Source organism: Blastococcus sp. SYSU DS0510 (genome assembly GCF_054050835.1).
In genome coordinates, this window is the sequence record NZ_JBJHAC010000005.1 from 141441 (window position 1) to 164347 (window position 22907).

Below are 22907 nucleotides of genomic sequence, written 5' to 3' on the forward strand. Positions count from 1 at the left end.
GCCGCGAGCGCGCGAGCGGTGGGGGGCAGGCGAGTCCTTCTCTGTAGGTCACGGCTTGGTTTCGATGGACGATCGGGCCTGCCCGGGAGCGACGGGCGCCGCCTAGGGTCCACAGGCGCCCGCGGACGCCTTCGCGTCGGCAGGCTCCACGTCCGGAACTCGTCCGGCCCGCCGTGGCCGAGGAGGCAGGTCTTCCGCGATGACACGTCGTCGTACCAGCCGAGCGCTCGCCGCATCCGCGGCGGCGCTCACCGCAGTCACACTCTCGGCCTGCGCCTCCAGCGACCGGGACTCCGGCGAGGGCGGCGGCGAGGGGGGCGAAGCGCAGTCCGGCGGCACGCTGGTCTTCGGCGCCGCCGGCGACCCCGCCATGTTCGACCCGGCGTTCGCCAGCGACGGCGAGACGTTCCGGATCGCCCGCCAGGTCCACGAGGGGCTGCTCACCAACGAGCCGGGCACGACCGAGCTGGTCCCTGCCCTGGCCGAGGACTGGGAGGTCAGCGAGGACGGCCTGGAGTACACCTTCAACCTGCGTGAGGGCGTGCAGTTCCACGACGGCACGGACTTCAACGCCGAGGCGGTGTGCTTCAACTTCGACCGCTGGCACAACTTCGAGGGCCTGGCCCAGAGCCCGAGCGCCTCGTACTACTACCAGGCCGTGTTCGGCGGCTTCGCCAACAGCGACAACCCCGGCATCTACGAGGGCTGCGAGGCCGTCGACGAGAACACCGCGGTCATCACGTTCAACCAGGTGACCAGCAAGATCCCCGCCGCGCTGTCGCTGCCGGCGTTCTCCATCCAGAGCCCGACGGCCCTGCAGGAGTACGACGCCGACAACCTGTCGGGCTCCGAGGACGCGATCACCTACACCGAGTACGCCCTCGAGCACCCGACCGGCACGGGCCCCTTCAAGTTCGACAGCTGGGACCGCGGCAACGGTGAGGTCACCATCGTCCGCAACGAGGACTACTGGGGCGAGCCGGCCCTGCTCGACCAGATCATCTTCCGCACCATCCCCGAGGGGAACACCCGCCGGCAGGAGCTGCAGGCCGGCACGATCGACGGCTACGACTTCGTCTCGCCCGCCGACTACGACACCCTCGAGAGCGAGGGCTTCCAGGTCCTCGTCCGCGACCCGTTCAACATCCTGTACCTGGGCTTCAACGGCGGGAACGTCGAGGGCACGCAGGCCAACCCCGCGCTGCAGGACCCGCGCGTCCGGCAGGCCATCGCGCACGCGATCGACCGCGAGACCATCGTGAACTCGCTGCTCCCCGAGGGCGCCGAGGTGGCGACGAACTTCATGCCGCCGACGGTCGACGGCTGGGCCGAGGACGTGCCGACCTACGAGTACGACCCGGAGCGGGCCCGCCAGCTGCTGGAGGAGGCCGGTGCCACCGGCACCACGCTGCGGTTCTACTACCCGACCGACGTCAGCCGGCCGTACCTGCCGGACCCGGCCGCGATGTTCCAGGTGATCGCCGAGGACCTGCGCGAGGTCGGCCTGAACATCGAGCCGGTCGCGCTGCAGTGGAACCCGGACTACCTGCAGGCGGTGCAGGCGGGGCAGGCCGACATCCACCTGCTCGGCTGGACCGGTGACTACAACGACGCCTACAACTTCATCGGCACCTTCTTCGCCGAGGACCAGAACAACCAGGCGTCCGCGGAGTTCGGCGCGTTCAGCGCCCCGGAGATCTTCCAGGCGCTGGCCGAGGCCGACGCCGAGCCCGACCCGGCGAACCGGACCGAGCTGTACCAGGAGGCGAACCGCCTGATCAAGGAGTACCTCCCGGCGGTCCCGATCTCGCACTCCCCGCCGGCGCTCGTCGTGGCCGACAACGTCCAGGGGCTGGAGCCGAGCCCGCTGACCGCCGAGGACTTCTCGACGGTCTCCCTGGAGGAGTAGCCCGTCCCACCTCGACCGCGCCGGCGGTGGCAGCGACGCCACCGCCGGCGCGGTCGACGGTCCGGTACAGGACAGCGCTCTCCGGAAAGGCTGGTCCGAGCACGTGCTCCGCTTCATCGTCCGGCGGCTCCTCCAGCTGATCCCGATCCTGCTGGGGCTCTCCGTCCTGCTCTTCGCCTGGCTGCGCGCGCTGCCGGGAGGGCCCGCCCAGGCGGCCCTCGGTGAACGCGCCACGCCCGAGGCCATCGCCCAGTACAACGAGCTGTTCGGCCTGGACGAGCCGCTCTACGTCCAGTACTTCCGCTTCCTGGGCCGCGCCGTCCAGCTCGACTTCGGCAACTCCACCCAGTACGGGCGGCCGGTCACCGACGTCTTCCTCGAGCGGTTCCCCGGCACCATCGAGCTGACCCTCCTGGCGATGGTCTTCGCCATCGGCGTCGGCATCCCGCTGGGCTACCTGGCCGCGCGCCGGCACGGCACGTTCTTCGACTCCGCCTCCGTGGTGGGCTCGCTCATCGGCGTCGCGATCCCGGTCTTCTTCCTCGCCTACCTGCTCCGGCTGCTGTTCGCCGTCGAGCTGGGCTGGCTGCCCGGGTCGGGGCGCCAGGACGTGCGCATCGACGCCACGCGGATCACCAACTTCTACGTCCTGGACGGACTGCTCACCCGCGAGTGGGACGCCGCCTGGGACGCCCTGATGCACCTGGTGCTGCCGGCCATCGCCCTGGGCACGATCCCGCTGGCGATCATCGTCCGGATCACCCGGGCCTCGGTGCTCGACGTGGTCAACGAGGACTACGTGCGGACGGCGAACGCCAAGGGGCTGGCGATGGCGACGGTGCGCCGCCGGCACATCGTCCGCAACGCGCTGCTGCCCGTCTCGACGACCATCGGCCTGCAGACGGGCCTGCTGCTGTCCGGGGCCGTGCTCACCGAGACGGTCTTCGCGTTCGGCGGGGTCGGCTCGACGCTGTACGACGCGATCAGGCTCCGGGACTTCGCGGTGCTGCAGGGTTTCATCCTCATGCTGGCGATCGTGTACGTGCTGGTGAACCTGCTGGTCGACATCTCCTACGGCTTGCTCGACCCGAGGGTGAGGGTCCGATGACGCTCGCGGATCCGGACCGGGGGGCGGAGCGGTGACGGCGCTCGGGGACTACAAGCGCCAGCGCATCGACGCCCTCGCGGCCCGGGCCGGTCAGCTGCCCGAGGGCGACGCCGGGCTGTCGCTGACCCGGAGCGCCTTCCGCCGGCTGCGCCGCGACCCGGTGGCGATCACCGGCGCGGTCATCGTGCTGGTCTTCATCCTCGTGGCGGCGTTCGCCCCGCTGCTGGCGCCGAAGGACCCGGTCACCCAGTACCTGCTGTCGGAGATCCGTCCCGGCACCATCCCCGGGTCGCAGGAGGGCTTCCCCCTCGGCGTGGACAACCTCGGCCGCGACCTGCTCTCCCGCCTGATCTACGGCTCGCGGCAGTCGCTGATGATCGGTGTGGTGTCCACCGTGCTCGGCCTGGTGGCCGGGATGGCCCTGGGCGTGCTGGCCGGCGCCTTCGGCGGCTGGGTCGACACCGCGGTCATGCGCTTCGTCGACATCCTCCTGTCCATCCCGGGCCTGCTCATGGCGATCACCATCTCGGTGCTGCTGGGGCAGAACCAGTACGCGCTGATGATCGCCATCGCGGTCGTCCAGGTGCCGATCTTCGCCCGGCTGCTGCGCGGCTCGATGCTCGCCCAGCGCGGCAGCGACTACGCCCTCGCGGCGCGGGCGCTGGGCGTGAAGAAGAGCCGGATCGTGTTCGGGCACGTGCTGCCCAACTCCCTCTCGCCCGTCATCGTCCAGGCGACCCTGTCCCTGGCGACGGCGATCATCGAGGCGGCGGCGCTGTCCTACCTCGGCCTGGGTGATCCCGACATCGCCCGCCCCGAGTGGGGCGCCATGCTGGCCAACGCCCAGGACTTCCTGTCCATCCGCCCGGCGCTCGCGGTCTGGCCGGCGCTGTGCATCATCGTCGTCGCGCTCGGCTTCACGCTGCTCGGGGAGCGGCTGCGCGAGGCCCTCGACCCGAAGTTCCGGAGGTGAGCCCCCTGCAGGCACCGGTGCTCGAGGTGGAGGACCTCGCCGTCCGGTTCACCCGCCGCGGCGAGCAGGCGACGCTCGCCGTCGACGGCGTCAGCTTCTCGGTGGCGCCCGGGGAGACGATCGGCCTGGTGGGGGAGTCCGGCTGCGGCAAGTCGGTGACCTCGCTGGCGATCATGGGCCTGCTGCCCCGGCGCGGGGTCGAGGTGACCGGCTCGGTCCGCTTCGACGGGAACGACCTCGTCGACGCCCCCGACCACGTGCTCCGCGGGCTGCGCGGCGCCGACATGGGCATGGTCTTCCAGGACCCGCTCTCCTCGCTGAACCCGACCGTGCCGATCGGCACGCAGGTCACCGAGGTGCTGCTGGAGCACCGCGACATGAGCAAGGCCGAGGCCAGGGACGAGGCGGTCCGGCTGCTCGACCGGGTCGGCATCCCCGACCCCGGACGCCGGCTCAAGGAGTACCCCCACCAGCTCTCCGGCGGGATGCGGCAGCGGGCGCTGATCGCGATGGCGCTGGCCTGCGCGCCGCGGCTGCTCATCGCCGACGAGCCGACGACGGCGCTCGACGTCACCATCCAGGCGCAGATCCTCGAACTGCTGCGCGAGCTCGTCGTCGACTCGGGGACGGCGCTGGTGATGATCACGCACGACCTCGGCGTCGTCGCCGGGCTCTGCGACCGGGTGCACGTCATGTACGCCGGGAAGATCATCGAGACCGCGGACCGGCGGGACCTGTTCGCCCGCCCCCGCCAGCCCTACACCGGCGGGCTGCTGGCGTCGGTTCCCCGGCTGGACTCCGCCCGCGGCGCGCCGCTCACGCCCATCCGCGGCTCGGCCCGTGACGCGATCCCGTGGTCGGAGGGGTGCGCCTTCGCGCCGCGCTGCGACAACGCCCAGGACGACTGCCTCACCGAGGTGTCGGGCAGCACGGTGCCGCTGGTGCCGGACGGCCCGGGCCGGGAGCTGCGCTGCCGCCACCCGATCGAGCACCCGTCCGCGCCGTCGGGCGCCACCGCCTCCGGAGCCGCCCGATGACCGCCGCCCCGACCGCCGGCACCCCGGCCACCGGCCAGGACGACCTCCTCCGGGTGGAGGACCTCAAGGTCCACTTCCCGATCCGGAAGGGGCTCTTCTTCGACCGCACGGTCGGCCACGTCCAGGCCGTGGACGGCGTCTCGCTCACCGTGCAGCGCGGCGCCACCTACGGGCTGGTGGGAGAGTCCGGCTGCGGCAAGTCGACGCTGGGCCGCGCCATCCTGCGGCTGGAGGAGCCGACCTCCGGCCGGGTGCTGTTCGACGGCACCGACGTCGCCGCGCTCACCGGCGAGCCGCTCCGCCGGATGCGCCAGCGGATGCAGATGGTATTCCAGGACCCGCTCGGCAGCCTGGACCCGCGGCAGAACGTGGAGTCGTTGCTCTCCGAGCCGCTCCACGCCCACGGGCTCGCCGGGGGCAAGGCCGGGATCGCGGAGAAGATCCGCGGCCTGCTGGACGCCGTCGGGCTCCCCTCGGCGGCGCTGCGCCGGTACCCGCACGAGTTCTCCGGCGGCCAGCGGCAGCGCATCGGCATCGCCCGCGCCGTCGCCCTGGAGCCGGACCTGCTGATCGCCGACGAGCCGGTCTCCGCGCTCGACGTCTCGGTGCAGGCCCAGGTGCTCAACCTGCTCGAGGAGCTGCAGGAGCGGCTGGGGCTCACCTACCTGGTCATCGCGCACGACCTCGCCGTCGTCCGGCACATCAGCGACGTCGTCGGCGTCATGTACCTGGGCTCGCTCGTGGAGCAGGCGCCGGCCGACGACCTCTACGAGCAGCCGCTGCACCCCTACACCCGGGCGTTGATGAGCGCCGTCCCCGTGCCCGACCCGGAGATCGAGGAGCAGCGGGAGCGGATCCTGCTGGCCGGCGACCTGCCCTCGCCGGCCGACCCGCCGAGCGGCTGCCGGTTCCACACCCGCTGCCCCTGGCGGCAGGAGACGCGCTGCGACGACGAGGTGCCGGTGCTCCGGGAGCTGGGCCCGGGACGGCTGGTCAGCTGCCACTGGGCCGAGGAGATCCGCGACGGCGTGCTGCGGCCGCGGCCCCCCGAGGAGGTGCTGCACGCGGGTGCGGCCACCGGGCCGGACACGGGCGGGCGCACCAGGGACGACGACCCGACCCCGTTCCTCGGTCGCGACGAGCCCCTGCCGCGGCAGGAGCAGGGCTGACCGCGTCGCCCCTCGGGGGCACAGGAAGCCAGGCATGCGTCTCCGGGCCCGGGGACGCAGGTAGAGCTTCCTATGCCTCAGTCGGTCAGGACGACGTCGTCGCCGCGGCGGACCGCCCGGCGGACGCGTAGCCGGGCGATGCTGCCCAGCAGCCGGACCAGGCCGCTGTAGCCGGGCGTCGGCCCGTGGTAGCCCAGGAACCCCCGGGGCCCGTCGACCATCTCCCCGGTGCGCACGTCGTACCGGCTCTGGTGCCACGGGCAGACCAGGCACCCGTCGGCGTCCACGCTGCCCTCGGCGAGGTCGGCAAGCTGGTGGCGGCACCGGCGGGAGACGGCGAAGTACCGGTCGTCCCCCCGGTTGCCCACGGCCCAGCCGCCGACGCGGCGGACCGCCCGCGGCGGCAGGTCGGCGGCGGGGATCGAGTCGGGCTCGGGCACGCGGGTCTCCTCGCGGACGGCGTTCGGCGGCGCGACCGCCCTACCCACCGCGGCCGGGCCGGACCCCTCCGCCGTCGGTAGGGTTCTGCCGACCGACGTCCGCCGCTCCAGGAGGTACCCGTGCGCCGGCTGTGCGTGGTCCTGGCGGTGCTCGCCGTCCTCGTGCTCGGCGGCGGCCCCGCGTGGGCGGTCCCCCCGTTCCGGCTCACGGACCAGGTGACCGACCAGGTCGGTGCGCTCGGCGGCGGCACCGCGCAGGTCCAGGACGTGCTCGACGACCTGCGCGCGGACACCGGCACGGAGCTGTACGTGGTCTTCGTGTCCAGCTTCGACGGCGCCGACCAGGGGGAGTGGGCCCAGGCCACGGCCGAGCTCAGCCAGTTGGGCGAGCAGGATGCGCTCCTCGCCGTCGCGGTGGACGACGAGCGGTACGGCACCGTGCGGCCGGCAGACTTCCCGGTCACCGGCGACGCCTTCGACGAGCTGACCGACGAGCAGGTCGCCCCGGAGCTCGCCGAGGGGGACTGGGCCGGCGGCGTGGCCGCCTTCGCCGACCTGCTGCGCGACGGCGGGACGGCGGCGAGCGAGGAGCCGGCGGTGGCCGCCGACGACGGCTCCGGTGGCGGCGGCGCGCTGCTGGTGCTCGGCGGCATCGCGGTGGTCGGGGGCGGCGTCTACCTGCTCGCCCGGTCCCGCCGCAGCGGTGGCGGAGCGCTGCCGCCGCGCCGCCGACGGGCCGAGCCCGATCCGTACGAGGGCGTGCCCACCGACGAGCTGCAGGGCCGCGCCAGCGAGTCGCTGCTCTCGCTCGACGAGGCGATGAAGACCTCGCAGCTCGACCTGGACTTCGCGCGGTCGCAGTACGGCGAGGAGGCGGTCGCCGGTTTCGACGCGGCGCTGGCGCGGTCGAAGGCCGACCTCGGCCGCGCCTTCGCGCTGCGGCAGGAGCTGGACGACGACGTCGTCGAGGACGAGCCGACCAGGCGCCGCATGCTGGCCGAGATCCTGGCGCTCACCGGCGCCGCCGGCGGCCGCCTCGACGAGCAGAGCGCGGCGTTCCAGGAGCTGCGCGACCTGGAGCGCACGGCCCCGGAGGTGCTCGCCGGGCTCGAGCCGCGCATCGCGGCGCTGCGGGCGCGCCTGCCGCAGGAGGAGCAGCGGCTGGCGGGGCTCCGGCAGCGGTACTCCGGCGGGGCCGTGACCGCCGTCGCCGACAACGTGGCCGAGGCCGCCGCGCGGCTCGACGCCGCCGACGACGAGGTGCGGGAGGCCCGGGAGGCGCTCGCCGCCGGCCGCAGCGGGGAGGCGGTGGGCGACATCCGCGCCGCGGAGGACGCGGTGGCGCAGACGGGCACGCTGCTGGACGCCGTCGGCCGGCTGGCCGCCGACCTCGCCGCGGCCGCCGACCGGGTGGGTGCGGCGCGCGCGGAGACGGAGAAGGACCTCGCCGAGGCCCGGTCGCTGGTGGCCGGGGGCGACCGCAGCGGCCTGCCACCGCAGATCGCCCGCGCCGAGGCCGCGCTGGCGGCGGCGGACGCCGCGCTGCGGCCGGCCGACGGCTCCCCGGGCGATCCGCTGGCTGCGCTACGCCAGCTGGAGGACGCCGACGCCGCGCTGGAGGAGGCGCTGTCGGCCGCCCGTGACGCCCAGACCCAGGCGCGCCGGGCCGCGGCCGCCCTGGACCAGGCGCTGCTCACCGCCCGCTCGGCCGTGGGCGCCGCCGCCGACTTCGTCGACACCCGGCGCGGGGCGGTGGGGCCGGAGGCGCGCACCCGGCTGGCGGAGGCGCAGCGGCACCTCGAGGCCGCCGTCGAGCTGGGGCGCACCGACCCGGTGAGCGCGCTCCGGGAGGCGCACCAGGCCGGGCTGCTCGCCCAGCACGCGCTGGACCTCGCGCAGGACGACGTCGACCGGTGGCGCTCCGGGTACGGGCCCGGCGGCCCGGGCGGCTTCGGTGGCTACGGCGGGGGCTACCGCCGCGGCGGGGTCGACCTCGGCAGCCTGGTCCTCGGCGGCATCCTGCTGGGGGGCGGCCGCGGGTTCGGCGGCCGCTCGGGTGGCTTCGGCGGCGGTTTCGGTGGTGGCTTCGGCGGCCGGGGCGGCGGCGGTGGTTTCGGCGGCGGGGGCCTCGGCGGCGGCGGCTCGTTCGGCGGCGGCGGCCGCAGCGGCGGCGGGACGTTCTGATCCCGCCGAACTGTCGGTGCCCGGTGGGATCGTGACCTCCCCCACAACAGGAGGAGGCACCCATGCCCACCCGTGAGACCCCCTGGCCGCCCGGAACGCCCTGCTGGATCGACTACGGAGCCGCCGACCTGGAGGCGGCGAAGACGTTCTACGCCGGCCTGCTCGACTGGGAGTACACCGGCGGCGAGCCGGAGTTCGGCGGCTACCTGAACGCGCACAAGGACGGGCGGCAGGTGGCCGGGCTCGGCCCGCAGATGGACCCGGACGACCCGCCCCGCTGGACCACCTACTTCTCGACCGACGACGCGGCCGCCGCCGTCGCCCGCATCCGGGAGGCGGGCGGGACGGTGCTGGTGGAGCCGATGGAGGTCGGGCCGATGGGCACGATGGTCGTCGCGCTCGACCCGCAGGGGAACCCGTTCGGCCTCTGGCAGTCCGGTTCGCACACCGGCGTGCAGCGGTACAACGAGCCCGGCTCGCTGGTCTGGAACGAGCTGGCGGCGGACGACCCGGCTGCGGCTCGGGAGTTCTACACCGCGGTCTTCGGGTTCCGGTTCGAGGAGGTCCCGGCCGCAGAGGGCTACACGACCTTCGCCACCGACGGCGATCCGCTCGGCGGGCTGGGCGGCGTCGTGCCCGGGGCGCCGAAGGGCTGGGCGAGCTGCTTCGCGGTGGCCTCCACCGACGACGCGGTCGCCGCGGTGACCGCCGCCGGGGGGAAGGTGCTGCTGCCGGCCGAGGACACCGAGTACGGCCGGTTCGCGGTCGTCGCCGACCCGTGGGGGGCGCCGTTCTCGGTGATGGAGGTCCCGGCCGGGTGACGCGCACCCGGTAGCCGGTGCGAACGGGGCGCACCGGCGACGCCGGGGTCAGCCCGGAAGCTGGCCGTACGCGTGCTCCGGGCGGAACCGGACGACCAGTCGCCGGTCGGCGACCATCGCCGCCCGGTACTCGTCCCAGTTCTCGTGCTCGCCCGAGATCCCGCGGTAGTAGGCGATCAGCTCCTCGACGGCGGCGTCGTGCGGGTCCTGCGCGACCGGGGTGAGGTCGGCGGTGCCCTCGACGGCGACCCAGGTCCAGAAGTCCTTCGACGCCACGTGCAGGGTGACCCGCGGGTCGCGCTGCAGGTTGCGGGTCTTGGCGCGGTCGGCGGTCACCGAGACGCGGATCAGGCCGTCGTCCCAGGCGTAGCCGACGTTGGAGAGCTGCGGCCGGCCGTCGCGCTTGATCGTCGCGAGCACGCCCCATCGCTGCTCGGCGACGAACTGCAGCAGCCGCGGGTCGGCGGCCATCACCGGACCCGTCCGCGCGCGAGGAGCGGGACCGGTGGCAGCGGTGGGGCCTCGAGGCGGTCGCCGTCGTAGCCGACGACCGTGCCGAAGCGCCGGGACTCCGCGTTCCACTGCTCGGCGTACGCGGCGATCTCCTCGCCCGACCGGCCGACGAAGTTCCACCACATCACCAGGCGCTCCTCGAACGGCTCGCCGCCGAGCAGCAGCAACCGGGACGCCGCACCCGCCCGCACCCGCAGGCTCCGCCGGCCGGTGCCGAGGTAGAGCATCGCGCCGGGCTCGAGCGGGACGTCGTCGACCGACACCGACCCCGAGGCGGTGAGCAGCCCGTACTCGAACTCCGGCTCCAGCGGGACCTCGACGTCGGCGCCGGCGGCGAGGTCCAGGTCGACGCCGACCAGGGGGGTGTACGCGCGCCCCGGCGAGGTGACGCCGCCGAAGGAGCCCATGAGCACGGTCGCGGTCAGCCCGTCGGAGCTGAAACCCGGCAGCGCCGCGTGGTGCTCGAAGTGCGGGGCGACGTCGCGGTCGCCCTCGGGCAGCGCCACCCACAGCTGAGCACCGTGCAGGAACCGCGGGTGGGTGGCCGGCGACTGCTCGGAGTGGGCGATGCCGTGCCCCGCCGTCATCAGCGCCAGCTCGCCGGGGCGGAACCGGACGTCGCTGCCGAGCGAGTCGCGGTGGTGCACCTCGCCGTCGAGCAGCCACGACACCGTCTGCAGCCCCGTGTGCGGGTGTGGCGGCACCTGCATGCCCGGCGTGGAGGTGACGTCGTCGGGGCCGTAGTGGTCGACGAAGACCCAGGCGCCGACCATCCGGCGGCCGAGCGTCGGCAGCAGCCGGCGCACGCGGGTGCTCTCGCCGAGCACGACCTCCCTGCCCGGCAGCAGGTCCAGGGCCGGGCCGGCGGTGGTCCCCGCCAGCCCGCCCAGGCCGTGGGCGGGTGGGCGCGGTTCGAGGTTGCTCATGGCGCGGCTCCTACCGCTCGGCGTCGCCTGCAGTCTCGCCCCGGACGTCGCCGTGGGGAACCGGTCCCTCGACGCGCTGCGCCGGGATGGACCCCAGCCGGCCGGCGGAGTAGTCGGCGAACGCGTCCCTGACCTCGTCCGCCGTGTTCATGACGAACGGCCCGTACATGGCGATCGGCTCGTTGATCGGCCGGCCGCCCAGGACGACGACGTCGAGCGCCGGGGTGCGCGACTCCTGGTGCACCGCACCGCGCACGGTGACGGTGTCGCCAGGGCCCAGCACCGCGAGCTGGCCGGTCCGCACCGGAGCACCGTCGATGCCGACCGAGCCGGCGCCGGAGAGGACGTAGACGAGGGCGTTGAAGTCCGGCCGCCAGGGCAGGTCCATGGTCGCGCCGGGGGCGATCGTGGCGTGCACCATCGCCATCGGCGTGTACGTCGAACCCGGGCCGGTGTGGCCGCCGACCTCGCCGGCGATGACCCGCAGCAGGGCGCCGGCGTCCGCGCTGGCCAGCAGCACCGACTCCTTGGCCCGCAGGTCCTGGTAGCGCGGCTCGACCCACTTCTGCGCCTTGGGCAGGTTGACCCAGAGCTGGAGCCCGTGGAAGAGGCCGCCGCTCGTCACGAGGTGCTCCGGCGGGCGCTCGATGTGCAGGACGCCTCCGCCGGCCGTCATCCACTGGGTGTCGCCGTTGCTGATCGTGCCGCCACCGCCGTGGGAGTCGGCGTGCTCGAAGGTCCCGTCGATGAGGTAGGTGACCGTCTCGAAGCCGCGGTGCGGGTGCCAGCTGGTGCCCTTGGGCTCGCCGGGCGCGTACTCGACCTCGCCCATCTGATCCATGTGCAGGAACGGGTCGAGCGCCCTCAGGTCGACCCCGGCGAAGGCCCGGCGCACGGGGAAGCCCTCGCCTTCGAAGCCCGACGGCGCCGTCGTCACCGACCGGGTGCGGCGGCGCACCGTGCGCGGGGCGGGCAGCGGGACCCGCGGCAGGGTGGTGCTGTCCTCGACGGTCACGGCGGGCATGCCGGCCTCCTTGATTGAGGGCTCAACTAGTGGCGAGCCTAACCCCGCATGCGCCCGTTGTCTTCCCCTTCCGGCAGGCGAGAGCTGCGCAGTGGCCCCTCGGCGGCGGCCGATGCGGGCCGGTGTGCAGATCTCGTCGGCGAGCGGGATGCAAGGAAAGCTTTGCAAAGAAGCCTTGGCATTCCTACGCTGCAGCCGTGACCCCGCCTCCCGGCCCGCTCGAGCCGGCCGTCCGCGTGACCGACGTCCGGGCCCTGCGCGCGCTCGCCCACCCCCTGCGCAACCGCCTGCTCGGCCTGCTGCGCCTGCAGGGCCCCGCGACGGCCAGCGGGCTGGCGCGAGCGGTGGGGGAGAGCAGCGGGTCGACCAGCTACCACCTGCGGCAGCTCGCCGCCCACGGGTTCGTCGAGGAGGTCGAGGACCGGGGGACCGGCCGCGAGCGCTGGTGGCGGGCCCGTCACCGGATGACCAGCTGGCGCGCCGCCGACCTCCTCGCCCAGGAGGGGGGTGCGGAGGTGCAGGAGGAGATGACCCGGCTGCAGGTGGACCGGCAGGCGGCGGTGGTCGACGCCTGGTACGCGCAGCGGGAGCGGCTCGACCCTGCCTGGGCCGACGCCGCCTCGCTGAACGACTACGCCCTGCGGCTCACGCCCGAGCAGGCCCGCGCGCTCAGCGAGGAGCTGGCCGCCACGCTGGCCCGCTGGGTCGAGGCCCACCCGGCCGGCGCGCCCGCCGAGGGCGGTGAGCAGGTGTGCGTCCTGCTCGACGTGCTCCCGGTCCCCGAGTGGCCGTCGTGACCGGCCCGGCCACCGTCCGCTCCGCGACCCGGCGGCTGGTCGGCCTGACGGCGCTGCGCTGGCTGCCGGTCGGGCTGACCACGCCGATCACCGTGCTGCTCGCCCAGGCGCGCGGCCTCACGCTCGCCGAGATCGGCCTGCTGTTCACCGTCCACGGGGTGGTGGTCGTCGCACTGGAGCTCCCCACCGGTGGGCTGGCCGACGTCTTCGGCCGCCGTCCCGTCGTGGTCGCCGGCGCCCTCCTGCACCTGGCCTCCTGCCTGCTGATCGCGACGGCGACGACGTTCACCGGCTTCCTGGTCGGCGTCCTCGCGCTCGGGCTGGGGCGCGTGCTGGACTCCGGCCCGCTCGAGGCCTGGTACGTCGACACCGTGCACCGCCTGGAGCCGGAGGCCGACGTCGCCCCGGGCCTGGCGAAGCACTCGGCCGCCGACGGCGCCAGCCTCGCGGTGGGCGCGGTCGTCGGCGGCTTCCTGCCCTCGCTGCTCGGGAGCTCCGGGGCCGAGGGGCTCGCGCTGCCCTACCTCGGCGCGGCGGTGCTGGACATCGTGTACGTCGCCGCGGTGCTGCGACTGCTGACCGAGCACCGTGCCCCACGCGAGGGGAGCCTCGGGGGCGCTCTCGCGGCCGGCGCCCGGGCGCTGCCGCGCGCGCTGGCCGGCGCGGTGCGGCTGTCGGTGACCGACGGGCCGATGCGGCTGGTCCTGCTGCTGACCGCCGTCGGCGGCGTGGGGCTGGTCGTGTGCGAGCTGCTCGGCCCCGTGCGGTTCGCCGAGCTGACCGGCGGCCGGGACGACGGCGCCGCGGTGTACGGCGTCGTCCTGGCGATCTCCTTCGGCGGGGCGGCGGTGGGGGCGGTGCTCGCTCCGCACCTGCGGCGGTTGCTGCGCGGCTCCACCGCGGCGGCCGGCGTCGTCCTGTTCGTCCTCGGGGGCTCGGCGCTCGCCCTGGTCGCCGGGCCCGACGCCCTCGCGCCGGCCGCCACCGGCTTCGCCCTGTACTACCTCTCGCACGGCGCGGTCTGGCCGCTGCTCAGCGCCGTCCTGCACACCCGTGTCGACGCCGTGCACCGGGCGACCGCGGTCTCGGCGATGTCCCTGTCGCTGGCCGTCGGCGGGATCGTCGGCAACCTCACCGTGCCCCCGCTCGCCGCGGCCACCAGCACGGGGACCGGGTTCCTCGTCGTCGCCGGCGTCGTCGCGCTCGGCGCCCTGGGCTGCCTGCGGCTGCCCCGGTCGACCGCGGCCGGGGCCGCCGTCGTCCGGGACGAGGCGTCCGTCGGATACTGAGGGCCCATGACTCCTCCCCGCAGCAGCCGATGAGCGCGCCCCTCAACCTGGTCAACCTCGAGCGGGTGCACAAGGCCCACGGCACGACCGTCGTCCTCGAGGACGTCTCGCTCGGCGTCGCAGCCGGCGAGCGGATCGGGATCGTCGGCCGCAACGGCGGCGGCAAGAGCACGCTCCTGTCGCTGATCACCGGCACCGACGACCCGGACTCGGGCCGTGTGACCCGCCGCGGCGACCTCGCGATGGGCGTGCTCGACCAGTCCGGCACCCTCCCGCCCGGGACGACGGTGCGCGACGTCGTGCTGCCCCCGTCGATGTTCGCCGCCGAGCACGAGTGGGCCGGCGACCCCGCCGTCCGCTCGGTCCTCACCGGCCTGGAGCTCGACCGGCTCGGGCTGGACGCGCCGGTGGCGCCGATGTCCGGGGGCGAGCGTCGCCGCGTCGCGCTGGCCGCCCAGCTCATCCGGCCGCTGGACCTGCTCGTGCTCGACGAGCCCACCAACCACCTCGACGTCGAGGGGGTGGCCTGGCTCGCCGAGTACGTGAAGCAGCGCAGCGGCGGCCTCGTCGTCGTCACCCACGACCGGTGGTTCCTCGACGAGGTCTGCACCACCACGTGGGAGGTCGCCGACGGCGACGTCCACTCCTACGACGGCGGTTACTCCGCGTACACGCTGGCCCGGGCCGAGCGCGCCCGGATCGCCTCGGTCACCGAGGAGCGGCGGCTGAACCTGGTGCGCAAGGAGCTGGCCTGGCTGCGCCGCGGCCCGCCGGCCCGCACCAGCAAGCCCCGGTTCCGCATCGAGGCCGCGCAGGCGCTGATCGCCGACGAGCCGCCGGCCCGCGACTCGATGGCGCTCAAGGGCTTCGCCGCCCGGCGCCTGGGCCGGACCGTCTACGACGTGGAGGACGTCGACTACGCCGTGCCCACCGACGAGGGCCCCCGGACGCTGTTCCGCGACCTGACGTGGCACGTCGGCCCCGGTGACCGGATCGGCATCGTCGGGGTCAACGGCGCGGGCAAGACGTCGCTGCTCAAGCTGCTCGTGGGCGAGACGCAGCCCGACTCGGGATCCGTCGTCGTCGGGCAGACGGTGTCTCCGGCGTACCTGTCGCAGCACGTCACCGAGCTGCCGCGCGCGCTCCGGGTGGTGGAGGCGGTGCAGGAGGTCGCGCGGATCGCCCGCATCGGCAACCAGGAGATCTCCGCCTCGTCGCTGGCCGAGCGCTTCGGCTTCCTCGCCAACCGGCAGTGGACCCCGGTCGGCGACCTCTCCGGCGGCGAGCGGCGGCGGCTGCAGCTGCTGCGCCTGCTCATGGCCGAGCCGAACGTGCTGATCCTCGACGAGCCTACCAACGACCTGGACATCGACACCCTCACCGCGCTGGAGGACCTGCTCGACAGCTTCCCGGGCACGGTGCTGGTGGTCAGCCACGACCGGTACTTCGTCGACCGCGTGTGCGACAAGGTGGTCGCGCTGCTCGGCGACGGCACGTTGGCCGAGCTCCCCGGCGGGGTGGAGGAGTACCTGCGGCGCCGAGCGGCCGGTGGCGCCCCGCTGACCACGGCGGCCGGGAACGACGGTCCGCGTCCGGTGGGCGCGCCCTCGACGTCGGCCCCCGCCGTGTCGGCGGCCGAGGCGCGGGCGGCGAAGAAGGAGGCCGCCAAGCTGGAGCGGCGGATGCTCAAGCTGGACGCCGACGAGAAGAAGCTGCACGAGCAGCTGGCGGCGGCGGCCACCGACTACGCGAAGGCCGCCGAGCTCGACGCCCGGCTGAAGGAGCTGCAGGCGGAGAAGGAGCAGGTCGAGGAGGAGTGGCTGGCCGCGGCGGAGACCGCTGAGGGCTGAGCGCTCGTCGTCCTCCCTCGCGGGCCCGGCCGCCGTCCTCCCTCACGGCGGAGCGTCCTCCCTCACGGCGCACGGTGAGGGAGGACGCTCGATGATCAGGGAACCTGATCGTGGCCGGGGGGGCGGGGGTGGGTCAGGCGCGGTCGCCTTCGCCTACGAGAGCGGGCTGGTCACGCCGGGCGGACGTCGGGGTCCGGCCGTAATCTGAGGCCACCGCCGGCCGTCCCTGGACGTCTGTGGTCGTCCCCGAGCCCACCGAGACTCCCGGAGACCCGTGCTCGCTGTCCTGCTGCTGCACCTGCTGGCCGCGCTGGTGGCACCGCTGCTCGTGCGCTGGTGGGGGCGGAACGCCTTCCTGGCGCTGGCGCTGGTGCCGGCGGTGGGCTTCGCGTGGGTGCTGACCCGGCTGGCCACGGTGACCGGCGGCGGCGCGGTCACCGAGACCGTCCCCTGGGTGCCGGCCCTCGGCCTCGAGGTGGCCCTCCGGCTGGACGCCCTGTCGCTCACCTTCGCTCTGCTGGTCACCGGGGTCGGCGCGCTGGTGATGGTCTACTGCGCGCGCTACTTCGAGCCCGGCGACGAGGGGACGCCGCGGTTCGCCGGCAACCTCACCGCGTTCGCGGGCTCCATGCTGGGCCTGGTCCTGGCCGACGACCTGCTGATGCTCTACGTCTTCTGGGAGCTCACGACCGTCTTCTCGTTCCTGCTCATCGGCGGCTCGGGGGCGAAGCTGGCGGCCCGGCGGGCGGCCAGCCAGGCGCTGATCCTGACCACCGCGGGCGGGCTGGCCATGCTCGTCGGGCTGATCATGCTCGGCGAGACCAGCGGCAGCTACCTGCTGTCGGAGGTGGTCGCCGACCCGGGCAGCGGTCCGCTGCTGGTGGCCGGGACGATGCTGGTCGTCGTCGGCGCGGTCACCAAGTCCGCGATGATCCCGTTCCACTTCTGGCTGCCCGCCGCCATGGAGGCGCCCACCCCGGTCAGCGCCTACCTGCACGCCGCCGCCATGGTGAAGGCCGGCATCTACCTGGTGGCGCGGCTGGCCCCCGGGTTCGCCGACGTGCCCGGCTGGCGGCCGGTCGTGCTCGGCCTGGGCCTGGCCACGATGCTGGTCGGCGGCTACCGCGCGCTGCGCCAGAACGACCTCAAGCTGCTGCTGGCCTTCGGCACGGTCAGCCAGCTGGGCTTCCTCATGGTGCTCGTCGGCGGGGGGAGCCGGGAGCTGGCCGCCGCCGGGCTGGCCATGACGCTGGCGCACGGGCTGTTCAAGTCCACGCTCTTCCTCACCGTCGGGGTCGTCGACCACGCCACCGGCACCCGTGACCTGCGCCGGCTGTCCGGGCTGGGCCGGCGGCTGCCCGTGGTGGCGGTGATCGGGACGCTCGCCGCGCTCAGCATGGCCGGTGTCCCCCCGCTGCTCGGGTTCGTCGGCAAGGAGGCGGCGTTCACCGCGCTGTGGGACGGCGGGCTGCCCGACCGGACGGCGGCCGTCGTCGTCCTCGTCGGGCTGGTGCTCGGCTCGGTGCTCACCGCCGCCTACACGTTGCGCTTCCTGTGGGGCGCCTTCGCCCGCAAGCCGGGCCTGGAACCGGAAGAGCCCGCCGAGCTGCTCCACCCGCCGCACGCGCTCTTCCTCGCCGCCCCCGCGGCGCTGGCGCTGACCGGGCTGCTCGCCGGACCGTTCAGCCCCCTGCTCGAGCCGCTGGTCGCCGGGTACGCCGACGGGCTGCCGCTGGTGGCCGAGGAGGCCGAGAAGCTGGCGCTGTGGCACGGCTGGCAGCCGGCCCTGGCGCTGTCGGCGCTCACCCTGCTCGGCGGCGCGGCGCTCTTCGCCGCGCGCTCGGCGGTGTTCCGCTTCCAGCAGCGGCGGGCCGTCGGCGCCTCGGCCGACGAGGGCTACTGGAACACCATGCAGGCTCTCGACCGGCTCGCGGTGCTGGTCACCGGCACCACCCAGCGCGGCTCGCTGCCGGCCTACCTGGGCACCATCCTCGTCGTCGTCCTGGCCCTGCCCGGGTCGATCCTGCTGTTCCGGGCGCCGTGGCCGGGGGAGTGGCGGGCGTGGGACACCCCGATCCAGGCGCTGGTCGGGGCGGTGGTGCTGCTCGCCGCCGTCATGGCGCTGCGGATCCGCCAGCGGCTGTCGGCGGTGCTGGTCGTCGGCGTCACCGGTTACGGCCTCGCCGTCCTCTTCGCCCTGCAGGGCGCCCCCGACCTCGCGCTCACCCAGTTCCTCGTCGAGACCCTCACCCTGGTCGTCTTCGTGCTGGTCCTGCGCAAGCTGCCCAAGGACATCTCCGAGCGGCACCGGCCCGGCGAGCGGGCGGTCCGCGGGGTGATCGCCGCGGGCGTGGGGCTGTTCATGGGCGCGGTCGGCGCGGTGACCCTGAGCGCCCGCGAGGCGACGCCGGTGTCGGTCGACTTCCCCGAGGCGGCGTACGAGATCGGCGGTGGCAGCAACGTCGTCAACGTGACGCTGGTCGACCTCCGGGCGTGGGACACGCTCGGTGAGATCTCCCTGCTGGTCGTCGCGGCCACGGGCGTGGCCAGCCTGGTCTTCCTCCGGCGGCGCACCGGCGTGGTGGAGCGGCTGGACCCGGTGCGGGCGGCCCGCGCCGCCCGCCGGTCGCGCCGGGCGCCCCGGCGGCAGTGGCTCTCGGCGACGGCGGCGCTCTCGCCCGAGCGGCGCTCGGTGGTGCTCGAGGTGATCACCCGCATCCTGTTCCACACCATCGTCGTGTTCTCCGTCTACCTGCTGTTCAGCGGGCACAACCAGCCCGGCGGAGGCTTCGCCGGCGGGCTCGTCGCGGGGCTGGCGCTCGTGCTCCGCTACCTGGCCGGCGGCCGCTACGAGCTCGGCGAGGCGGCGCCGGTCGACCCGGGTCTGCTGCTGGGCGCGGGGCTGCTGTTCGCCGGCGGGACCGGCGCCATGGGGCTGGTGCTCGGCGCCGAGGTGCTGGAGACGGCGATCCTCGAGACGACGCTGCCGGTGCTGGGCGACGTCAAGCTCGTCACTTCACTCTTCTTCGACGCGGGGGTCTACCTGATCGTGATCGGCCTGGTCCTCGACGTGCTCCGCAGCCTCGGGGCGGAGCTCGACCGCCAGGCCGACGAGAAGGACCCGATCGAGGTCGGCCCGGACGAGGTGGTGCTCCGATGACCCCCACCGTCGTCCTGCCGGTCATCGTCGCGGGCCTCTACGCCGCCGGCGTGTACCTGCTGATGGACCGCAGCCTCACCCGCGTCCTGCTCGGCTTCCTGCTGCTGGGCAACGCGACCAACCTGCTGCTGCTCTCCGCCGGGGGGCCGACGGGGCTGGCGCCCATCGTGGGCTTCGCCGAGCCCGAGGAGATGAGCGACCCGCTGCCACAGGCGCTCGTCCTCACCGCGATCGTCATCACCTTCGGCATCGCGTCGTTCCTGCTGGCCCTGATCTACCGCTCCTGGCGGCTCGTCCGCCAGGAGGTCGTCGGGATCGACGAGGAGGACCGGCGGGTGGCTGCCCGCTCGGGCACCGACGCCGACGAGATCGACCCCGACGACCTCGCCCCCGAGGACCGGCCGGCCGGGCACGCCGACAGCCTGCACGGCGAGGGGGACGACGTGGAGGAGCTGCTGCGGCGGCACTACGCCGGCGTCCCGTCCGACGACGTCGACCTGCCGCCCACCCGGCGGAGGCGCTCGTGACCGGCATCCTCAGCCCGCTTCCGGTGCTGCTGCCGCTGCTGGGCGCGGCGGCCGCCCTGCTGGTCGGTGGCCGGCACCCGCGGGTGCAGCGCACGCTGAGCATCCTGGTGCTGACCACGGTCCTCGGTGTGTCGGTGGCGCTGCTCTTCCTCGCCGACGCCCAGGGGGCGGTGGCGGTGTCGCTGGGCGGCTGGGAGGTGCCGCTGGGCATCGTCCTGGTCGTCGACCGGCTGTCGGCGCTGATGCTCGTGGTCGCCTTCACCGTGGGCCTGGGCGTGCTCGTCTTCGCGGTCGGCCAGGGTGCGGCCGACGGCGACGTGGAGGCGCCGGTGTCGATCTTCCACCCGACGTTCCTGGTGCTCATGGCGGGCGTGGCCAACGCCTTCCTCGCCGGCGACCTGTTCAACCTCTACGTCGGCTTCGAGATCCTGCTGACCGCCAGCTACGTGCTGCTGACCCTCGGCGGCTCGGCACCCCGGATCCGCGCGGGCGTCACCTACATCATCGTCAGCCTGCTCAGCTCGCTGCTGTTCCTCGCCGCGATCGCCCTGGTCTACGCCTCGACCGGCACGGTCAACATGGCCCAGCTGGCCGGGCGGCTGGGGGAGCTGCCCGAGGGCACGCAGCTGCTCATCCACGCGCTGCTGCTGATCGCCTTCTCGATCAAGGCGGCGGTCTTCCCGCTGTCGGCGTGGCTGCCCGACAGCTACCCGACCGCACCCGCTCCGGTCACCGCGGTGTTCGCCGGGCTGCTGACCAAGGTGGGCGTGTACGCGATCATCCGCACGCAGACGCTGCTCTTCCCCGGTGGCGGGCTGGACACGGTGCTCATGTGGGCGGCCCTGGCCACCATGCTGATCGGCATCCTCGGCGCCGTGGCGCAGGCCGACATCCGGCGGATCCTGTCGTTCACCCTGGTCAGCCACATCGGGTACATGGTGTTCGGCATCGCGCTGGCCTCCCGGGCGGGGTTGGCCGGCGCCGTCTTCTACGTCGTCCACCACATCGCCATCCAGACCACGCTCTTCCTCGTCGCGGGTCTGGTCGAGCGGCAGGGCGGGGCGACGGCGGTCGACCGGCTGGGCGGCCTGGCCAAGGCCTCGCCGCTGCTCGCCGTCCTCTTCTTCGTCCCCGCCATGAACCTGGCCGGCATCCCCCCGTTCTCCGGGTTCATCGGGAAGCTGGGGCTGCTCGAGGCGGGCGTGGCCGACGGCGGGTGGCTGCCCCTGGTCCTCGTGGCCGGTGGCGCGGTCACCAGCCTGCTCACCCTGCTCGCGGTCTCGCGGGTGTGGACCCGGGCGTTCTGGCGGCCACCGGCCGATGCGCCGGCCGGGGACACCGACGCCGCCGCGGCGGCGGACGCGGGGCCCGAGCTCCACCCCGAGCCGCTGCCCCAGCCGCCCACGCCCGAGCCCGGTGAGCCGCAGGCCGACGGCCCCGGGCCCACGGACGACAGGGAGCCGGTACCGGTGGATGCCACGGTCCCGGGTGCCGCGAACGCCGCCGGTCCCGGCCGTTCGGCGGCGCGGCGGGCGGCCTGGGAGCGGCACACGGCGGTGGCGACGGCGACGACGCCGGCCACCGACGGCTTCGGCGAGGACCCGGAGCAGGTCCGGCCGGACCGGCCGCTGCCGCGGGTCATGCTCGCCGCCACCGCCGCGATGGTCACCGTGACCGTGTCGCTCACCGTCCTGGCCGGGCCGCTGTACGCGGTGGCCGACCGCGCGGCGGGCGACCTGCTCGACCGCCGTCCGTACGTGACGGCGGTCGTCGACGCGGAGAACGCCCCGTGAGCGGGGCGCCGCGCGAGAGCGCCGGCAGCGGCATGGCCCACCAGTTGCGCCACCAGCTGCCCCTGCTGGTCTGGCTGGTGCTGGTGTGGAACCTGCTCTGGGGCACGTGGTCGTGGGCCAACCTGCTGTCCGGTGCGGTGGTCGCGCTGGCCGTGACGCTGCTGCTGCCGCTGCCGCCGGTGGTCGGCGGCGTCACCGTGCGCCCGGTCCGGCTGCTGGCGTTCGTCGGCACCTTCCTGGCCGACCTGGTCACCTCCGGGGCCCAGGTGGCGTGGCAGACGGTGCGCCCGAGCGGCATCAGCCGCAGCGCGATCATCATGGTGCAGCTGCGCACGGACTCCGACCTGCTGCTGACGATCATCACCGAGGCCCTGACGCTGGTACCCGGGTCGATGGTCATCGACATGGACCGGGAGCAGCGGCGGCTGGCATTGCACATCCTGCACGTGACCGGCGCGCGCGACGTGGAGCGCCAGCGGGAGTCGGTGCTGACCATGGAGGAGCGCGTGGTCCGGGCGTTCGGCTCGCCCGACGAGGTGGCGGCCGTCAGCGCCGGCGCCCCGACCGACTCCGTCGGCGAGGGGCGGAGGACACCGTGACCGTCGTCTTCTGGGCGGCCTACCTCCTGCTGGGCACCGGGGCGCTGCTCGCGCTGGTGCGGCTGGCGCTGGGCCCCTCGTTGCTCGACCGGGTGGTCGCCACCGACACGCTGCTGGTGATCATCGCGGCCGGGCTGGCCGTCCACGCGACGCTGGAGCGGGATCCCACGGTGGTGCCCGTGCTCGTCGTGGTGTCGCTGCTGGCGTTCGTCGGCTCGGTGTCGGTGGCCCGCTACATCGGCGGCATGCTCATCCACTCGAACCTGGGCACGCAGGGGATCGACGTCGACGACCGGCCGGCCGACGGGGAGGTGTCGCGGTGAACGGCGTCGAGACCGTGGGCGACTGGATCGCCGTCGCGCTGGTGCTGCTGGGTTCGGTGCTGTGCCTGACCGCGGGGCTGGGGCTGCTGCGCTTCCCCGACGTGCTCGCCCGGATGCACGCGGGCACCAAGCCGCAGGTGCTCGGGGTCCTGCTGATCATGGTGGGGGGAGCGATCCGGCTGCAGGGCTGGTCGGCGACGTGGATGCTGCTGCTGGTCGCGGTCTTCCAGATGCTCACCGCACCCGTGAGCGCGCACATGATCAGCCGGGTCGCCTACCGGCGCCGGCACGTGCGCCGCGATCTGCTGCTGGTCGACGAGTTGCACACCGAACGCCGGCCCGACCGGGTCTACCGCGGCGACGAGCCGGCCGACGCCCCGCCGGAGGACCCGGGGCGGGCGCTGGCGGAGAGCCGCCGCGAGGAGCGGGAGGACGGGGCGCGCTGAGCGGCGCGCCCCGTCCCGG

At 74.4% G+C, this 22907-nt stretch carries 20 protein-coding genes; 16 read left to right on the top strand and 4 right to left on the bottom strand.

The features are described from left to right. Positions 1-199 precede the first annotated feature (199 nt). From ACI79P_RS06305 to ACI79P_RS06325, 5 genes are all read left to right on the top strand, one after another. Positions 200-1909 (top strand): ABC transporter substrate-binding protein, encoded by a 1710-nt coding sequence (locus tag ACI79P_RS06305; protein ID WP_456580170.1) that lies wholly within the window; start codon positions 200-202, stop codon positions 1907-1909. A gap of 103 nt (positions 1910-2012) precedes the next feature. Next, a complete protein-coding gene (locus ACI79P_RS06310; protein WP_456580171.1) occupies positions 2013-3017 on the top strand; it encodes an ABC transporter permease in 1005 nt (334 codons plus the stop codon). Positions 3018-3048: 31 nt separating this feature from the next. Further along, the gene (locus ACI79P_RS06315) at positions 3049-3990 is read left to right on the top strand and encodes an ABC transporter permease (protein ID WP_456580172.1); all 942 of its coding nucleotides are present in this window, start codon (positions 3049-3051) and stop codon (positions 3988-3990) included. Beyond that, on the top strand, positions 3987-5027 hold the full coding sequence (locus ACI79P_RS06320) for an ABC transporter ATP-binding protein (RefSeq protein WP_456580173.1): 1041 nt from the start codon (positions 3987-3989) through the stop codon (positions 5025-5027). Before ACI79P_RS06315 ends, ACI79P_RS06320 begins: the two co-directional genes overlap by 4 nt. Next, entirely contained in the window at positions 5024-6196 is a 1173-nt protein-coding gene (locus tag ACI79P_RS06325; protein WP_456580174.1) for an ABC transporter ATP-binding protein, read from the top strand. Before ACI79P_RS06320 ends, ACI79P_RS06325 begins: the two co-directional genes overlap by 4 nt. Positions 6197-6273: 77 nt before the next feature. On the opposite strand, the gene ACI79P_RS06330 is transcribed toward ACI79P_RS06325, so the two are convergent. After that, the gene (locus ACI79P_RS06330) at positions 6274-6636 is read right to left on the bottom strand and encodes a Rieske (2Fe-2S) protein (RefSeq protein WP_456580175.1); all 363 of its coding nucleotides are present in this window, start codon (positions 6634-6636) and stop codon (positions 6274-6276) included. 120 nt (positions 6637-6756) lie between these two features. Between ACI79P_RS06330 and ACI79P_RS06335 the strand changes: the two genes are divergently transcribed. Then, positions 6757-8820: a TPM domain-containing protein gene (locus ACI79P_RS06335; protein ID WP_456580176.1), complete on the top strand. Its 2064-nt coding sequence runs from the start codon at positions 6757-6759 to the stop codon at positions 8818-8820. Between the two features lie 62 nt (positions 8821-8882). Next, a complete protein-coding gene (locus ACI79P_RS06340) occupies positions 8883-9641 on the top strand; it encodes a VOC family protein (protein WP_456580177.1) in 759 nt (252 codons plus the stop codon). A 48-nt stretch (positions 9642-9689) separates the two neighbouring features. Here the strand turns inward: ACI79P_RS06340 and ACI79P_RS06345 are convergent, their stop codons facing one another. Genes ACI79P_RS06345 through ACI79P_RS06355 form a run of 3 tightly spaced genes read right to left on the bottom strand, consistent with a single transcriptional unit; the run spans position 9690 to position 12104 of the window. Then, a complete protein-coding gene (locus ACI79P_RS06345; RefSeq protein WP_456580178.1) occupies positions 9690-10112 on the bottom strand; it encodes a PPOX class F420-dependent oxidoreductase in 423 nt (140 codons plus the stop codon). Next, on the bottom strand, positions 10112-11080 hold the full coding sequence (locus tag ACI79P_RS06350; protein WP_456580179.1) for a pirin family protein: 969 nt from the start codon (positions 11078-11080) through the stop codon (positions 10112-10114). The genes ACI79P_RS06345 and ACI79P_RS06350 overlap by 1 nt, the downstream gene beginning before the upstream one ends. Positions 11081-11090: 10 nt before the next feature. After that, complete coding sequence (locus ACI79P_RS06355; RefSeq protein WP_456580180.1) at positions 11091-12104, bottom strand: pirin family protein; 1014 nt, start codon at positions 12102-12104, stop codon at positions 11091-11093. A 197-nt stretch (positions 12105-12301) separates the two neighbouring features. Between ACI79P_RS06355 and ACI79P_RS06360 the strand changes: the two genes are divergently transcribed. The 9 genes from ACI79P_RS06360 (at position 12302) to mnhG (ending at position 22888) form a co-directional block, all read left to right on the top strand. Next, a complete protein-coding gene (locus tag ACI79P_RS06360; RefSeq protein WP_456580181.1) occupies positions 12302-12901 on the top strand; it encodes a helix-turn-helix domain-containing protein in 600 nt (199 codons plus the stop codon). After that, complete coding sequence (locus ACI79P_RS06365; RefSeq protein WP_456580182.1) at positions 12898-14190, top strand: MFS transporter; 1293 nt, start codon at positions 12898-12900, stop codon at positions 14188-14190. Before ACI79P_RS06360 ends, ACI79P_RS06365 begins: the two co-directional genes overlap by 4 nt. A gap of 29 nt (positions 14191-14219) precedes the next feature. After that, a complete protein-coding gene (locus tag ACI79P_RS06370) occupies positions 14220-16040 on the top strand; it encodes an ABC-F family ATP-binding cassette domain-containing protein (protein WP_456580183.1) in 1821 nt (606 codons plus the stop codon). A 274-nt stretch (positions 16041-16314) separates the two neighbouring features. Beyond that, positions 16315-19200, top strand: coding sequence for a Na+/H+ antiporter subunit A (locus ACI79P_RS06375; RefSeq protein WP_456580184.1), 2886 nt, complete (start codon positions 16315-16317; stop codon positions 19198-19200). Next, positions 19197-19727, top strand: a complete 531-nt coding sequence (locus ACI79P_RS06380) for a Na(+)/H(+) antiporter subunit C (protein WP_456580185.1) — start codon at positions 19197-19199, stop codon at positions 19725-19727. Before ACI79P_RS06375 ends, ACI79P_RS06380 begins: the two co-directional genes overlap by 4 nt. Further along, the gene (locus tag ACI79P_RS06385; protein ID WP_456580186.1) at positions 19724-21520 is read left to right on the top strand and encodes a Na+/H+ antiporter subunit D; all 1797 of its coding nucleotides are present in this window, start codon (positions 19724-19726) and stop codon (positions 21518-21520) included. Before ACI79P_RS06380 ends, ACI79P_RS06385 begins: the two co-directional genes overlap by 4 nt. Then, positions 21517-22119, top strand: coding sequence for a Na+/H+ antiporter subunit E (locus ACI79P_RS06390; protein WP_456580187.1), 603 nt, complete (start codon positions 21517-21519; stop codon positions 22117-22119). Before ACI79P_RS06385 ends, ACI79P_RS06390 begins: the two co-directional genes overlap by 4 nt. Next, positions 22116-22442 carry a monovalent cation/H+ antiporter complex subunit F gene (locus ACI79P_RS06395; RefSeq protein ID WP_456580188.1) on the top strand — a complete coding sequence of 109 codons (327 nt, stop codon included), beginning with the start codon at positions 22116-22118 and terminating at the stop codon, positions 22440-22442. The genes ACI79P_RS06390 and ACI79P_RS06395 overlap by 4 nt, the downstream gene beginning before the upstream one ends. Continuing rightward, a complete protein-coding gene (gene mnhG / locus ACI79P_RS06400; RefSeq protein ID WP_456580189.1) occupies positions 22439-22888 on the top strand; it encodes a monovalent cation/H(+) antiporter subunit G in 450 nt (149 codons plus the stop codon). The genes ACI79P_RS06395 and mnhG overlap by 4 nt, the downstream gene beginning before the upstream one ends. The last annotated feature ends 19 nt before the right edge of the window (positions 22889-22907 follow it).

Excerpts from the sequence above, each read along its gene's own strand:
- ACI79P_RS06305 (WP_456580170.1), top strand. The coding sequence starts at position 200 with ATGACACGTCGTCGTACCAGCCGAGCGCTCGCCGCATCCGCGGCGGCG.
- ACI79P_RS06325 (WP_456580174.1), top strand. The coding sequence starts at position 5,024 with ATGACCGCCGCCCCGACCGCCGGCACCCCGGCCACCGGCCAGGACGAC.
- ACI79P_RS06340 (WP_456580177.1), top strand. The coding sequence starts at position 8,883 with ATGCCCACCCGTGAGACCCCCTGGCCGCCCGGAACGCCCTGCTGGATC.
- ACI79P_RS06345 (WP_456580178.1), bottom strand. The coding sequence starts at position 10,112 with ATGGCCGCCGACCCGCGGCTGCTGCAGTTCGTCGCCGAGCAGCGATGG.
- ACI79P_RS06350 (WP_456580179.1), bottom strand. The coding sequence starts at position 11,080 with ATGAGCAACCTCGAACCGCGCCCACCCGCCCACGGCCTGGGCGGGCTG.
- ACI79P_RS06355 (WP_456580180.1), bottom strand. The coding sequence starts at position 12,104 with ATGCCCGCCGTGACCGTCGAGGACAGCACCACCCTGCCGCGGGTCCCG.
- ACI79P_RS06370 (WP_456580183.1), top strand. The coding sequence starts at position 14,220 with ATGAGCGCGCCCCTCAACCTGGTCAACCTCGAGCGGGTGCACAAGGCC.
- ACI79P_RS06380 (WP_456580185.1), top strand. The coding sequence starts at position 19,197 with ATGACCCCCACCGTCGTCCTGCCGGTCATCGTCGCGGGCCTCTACGCC.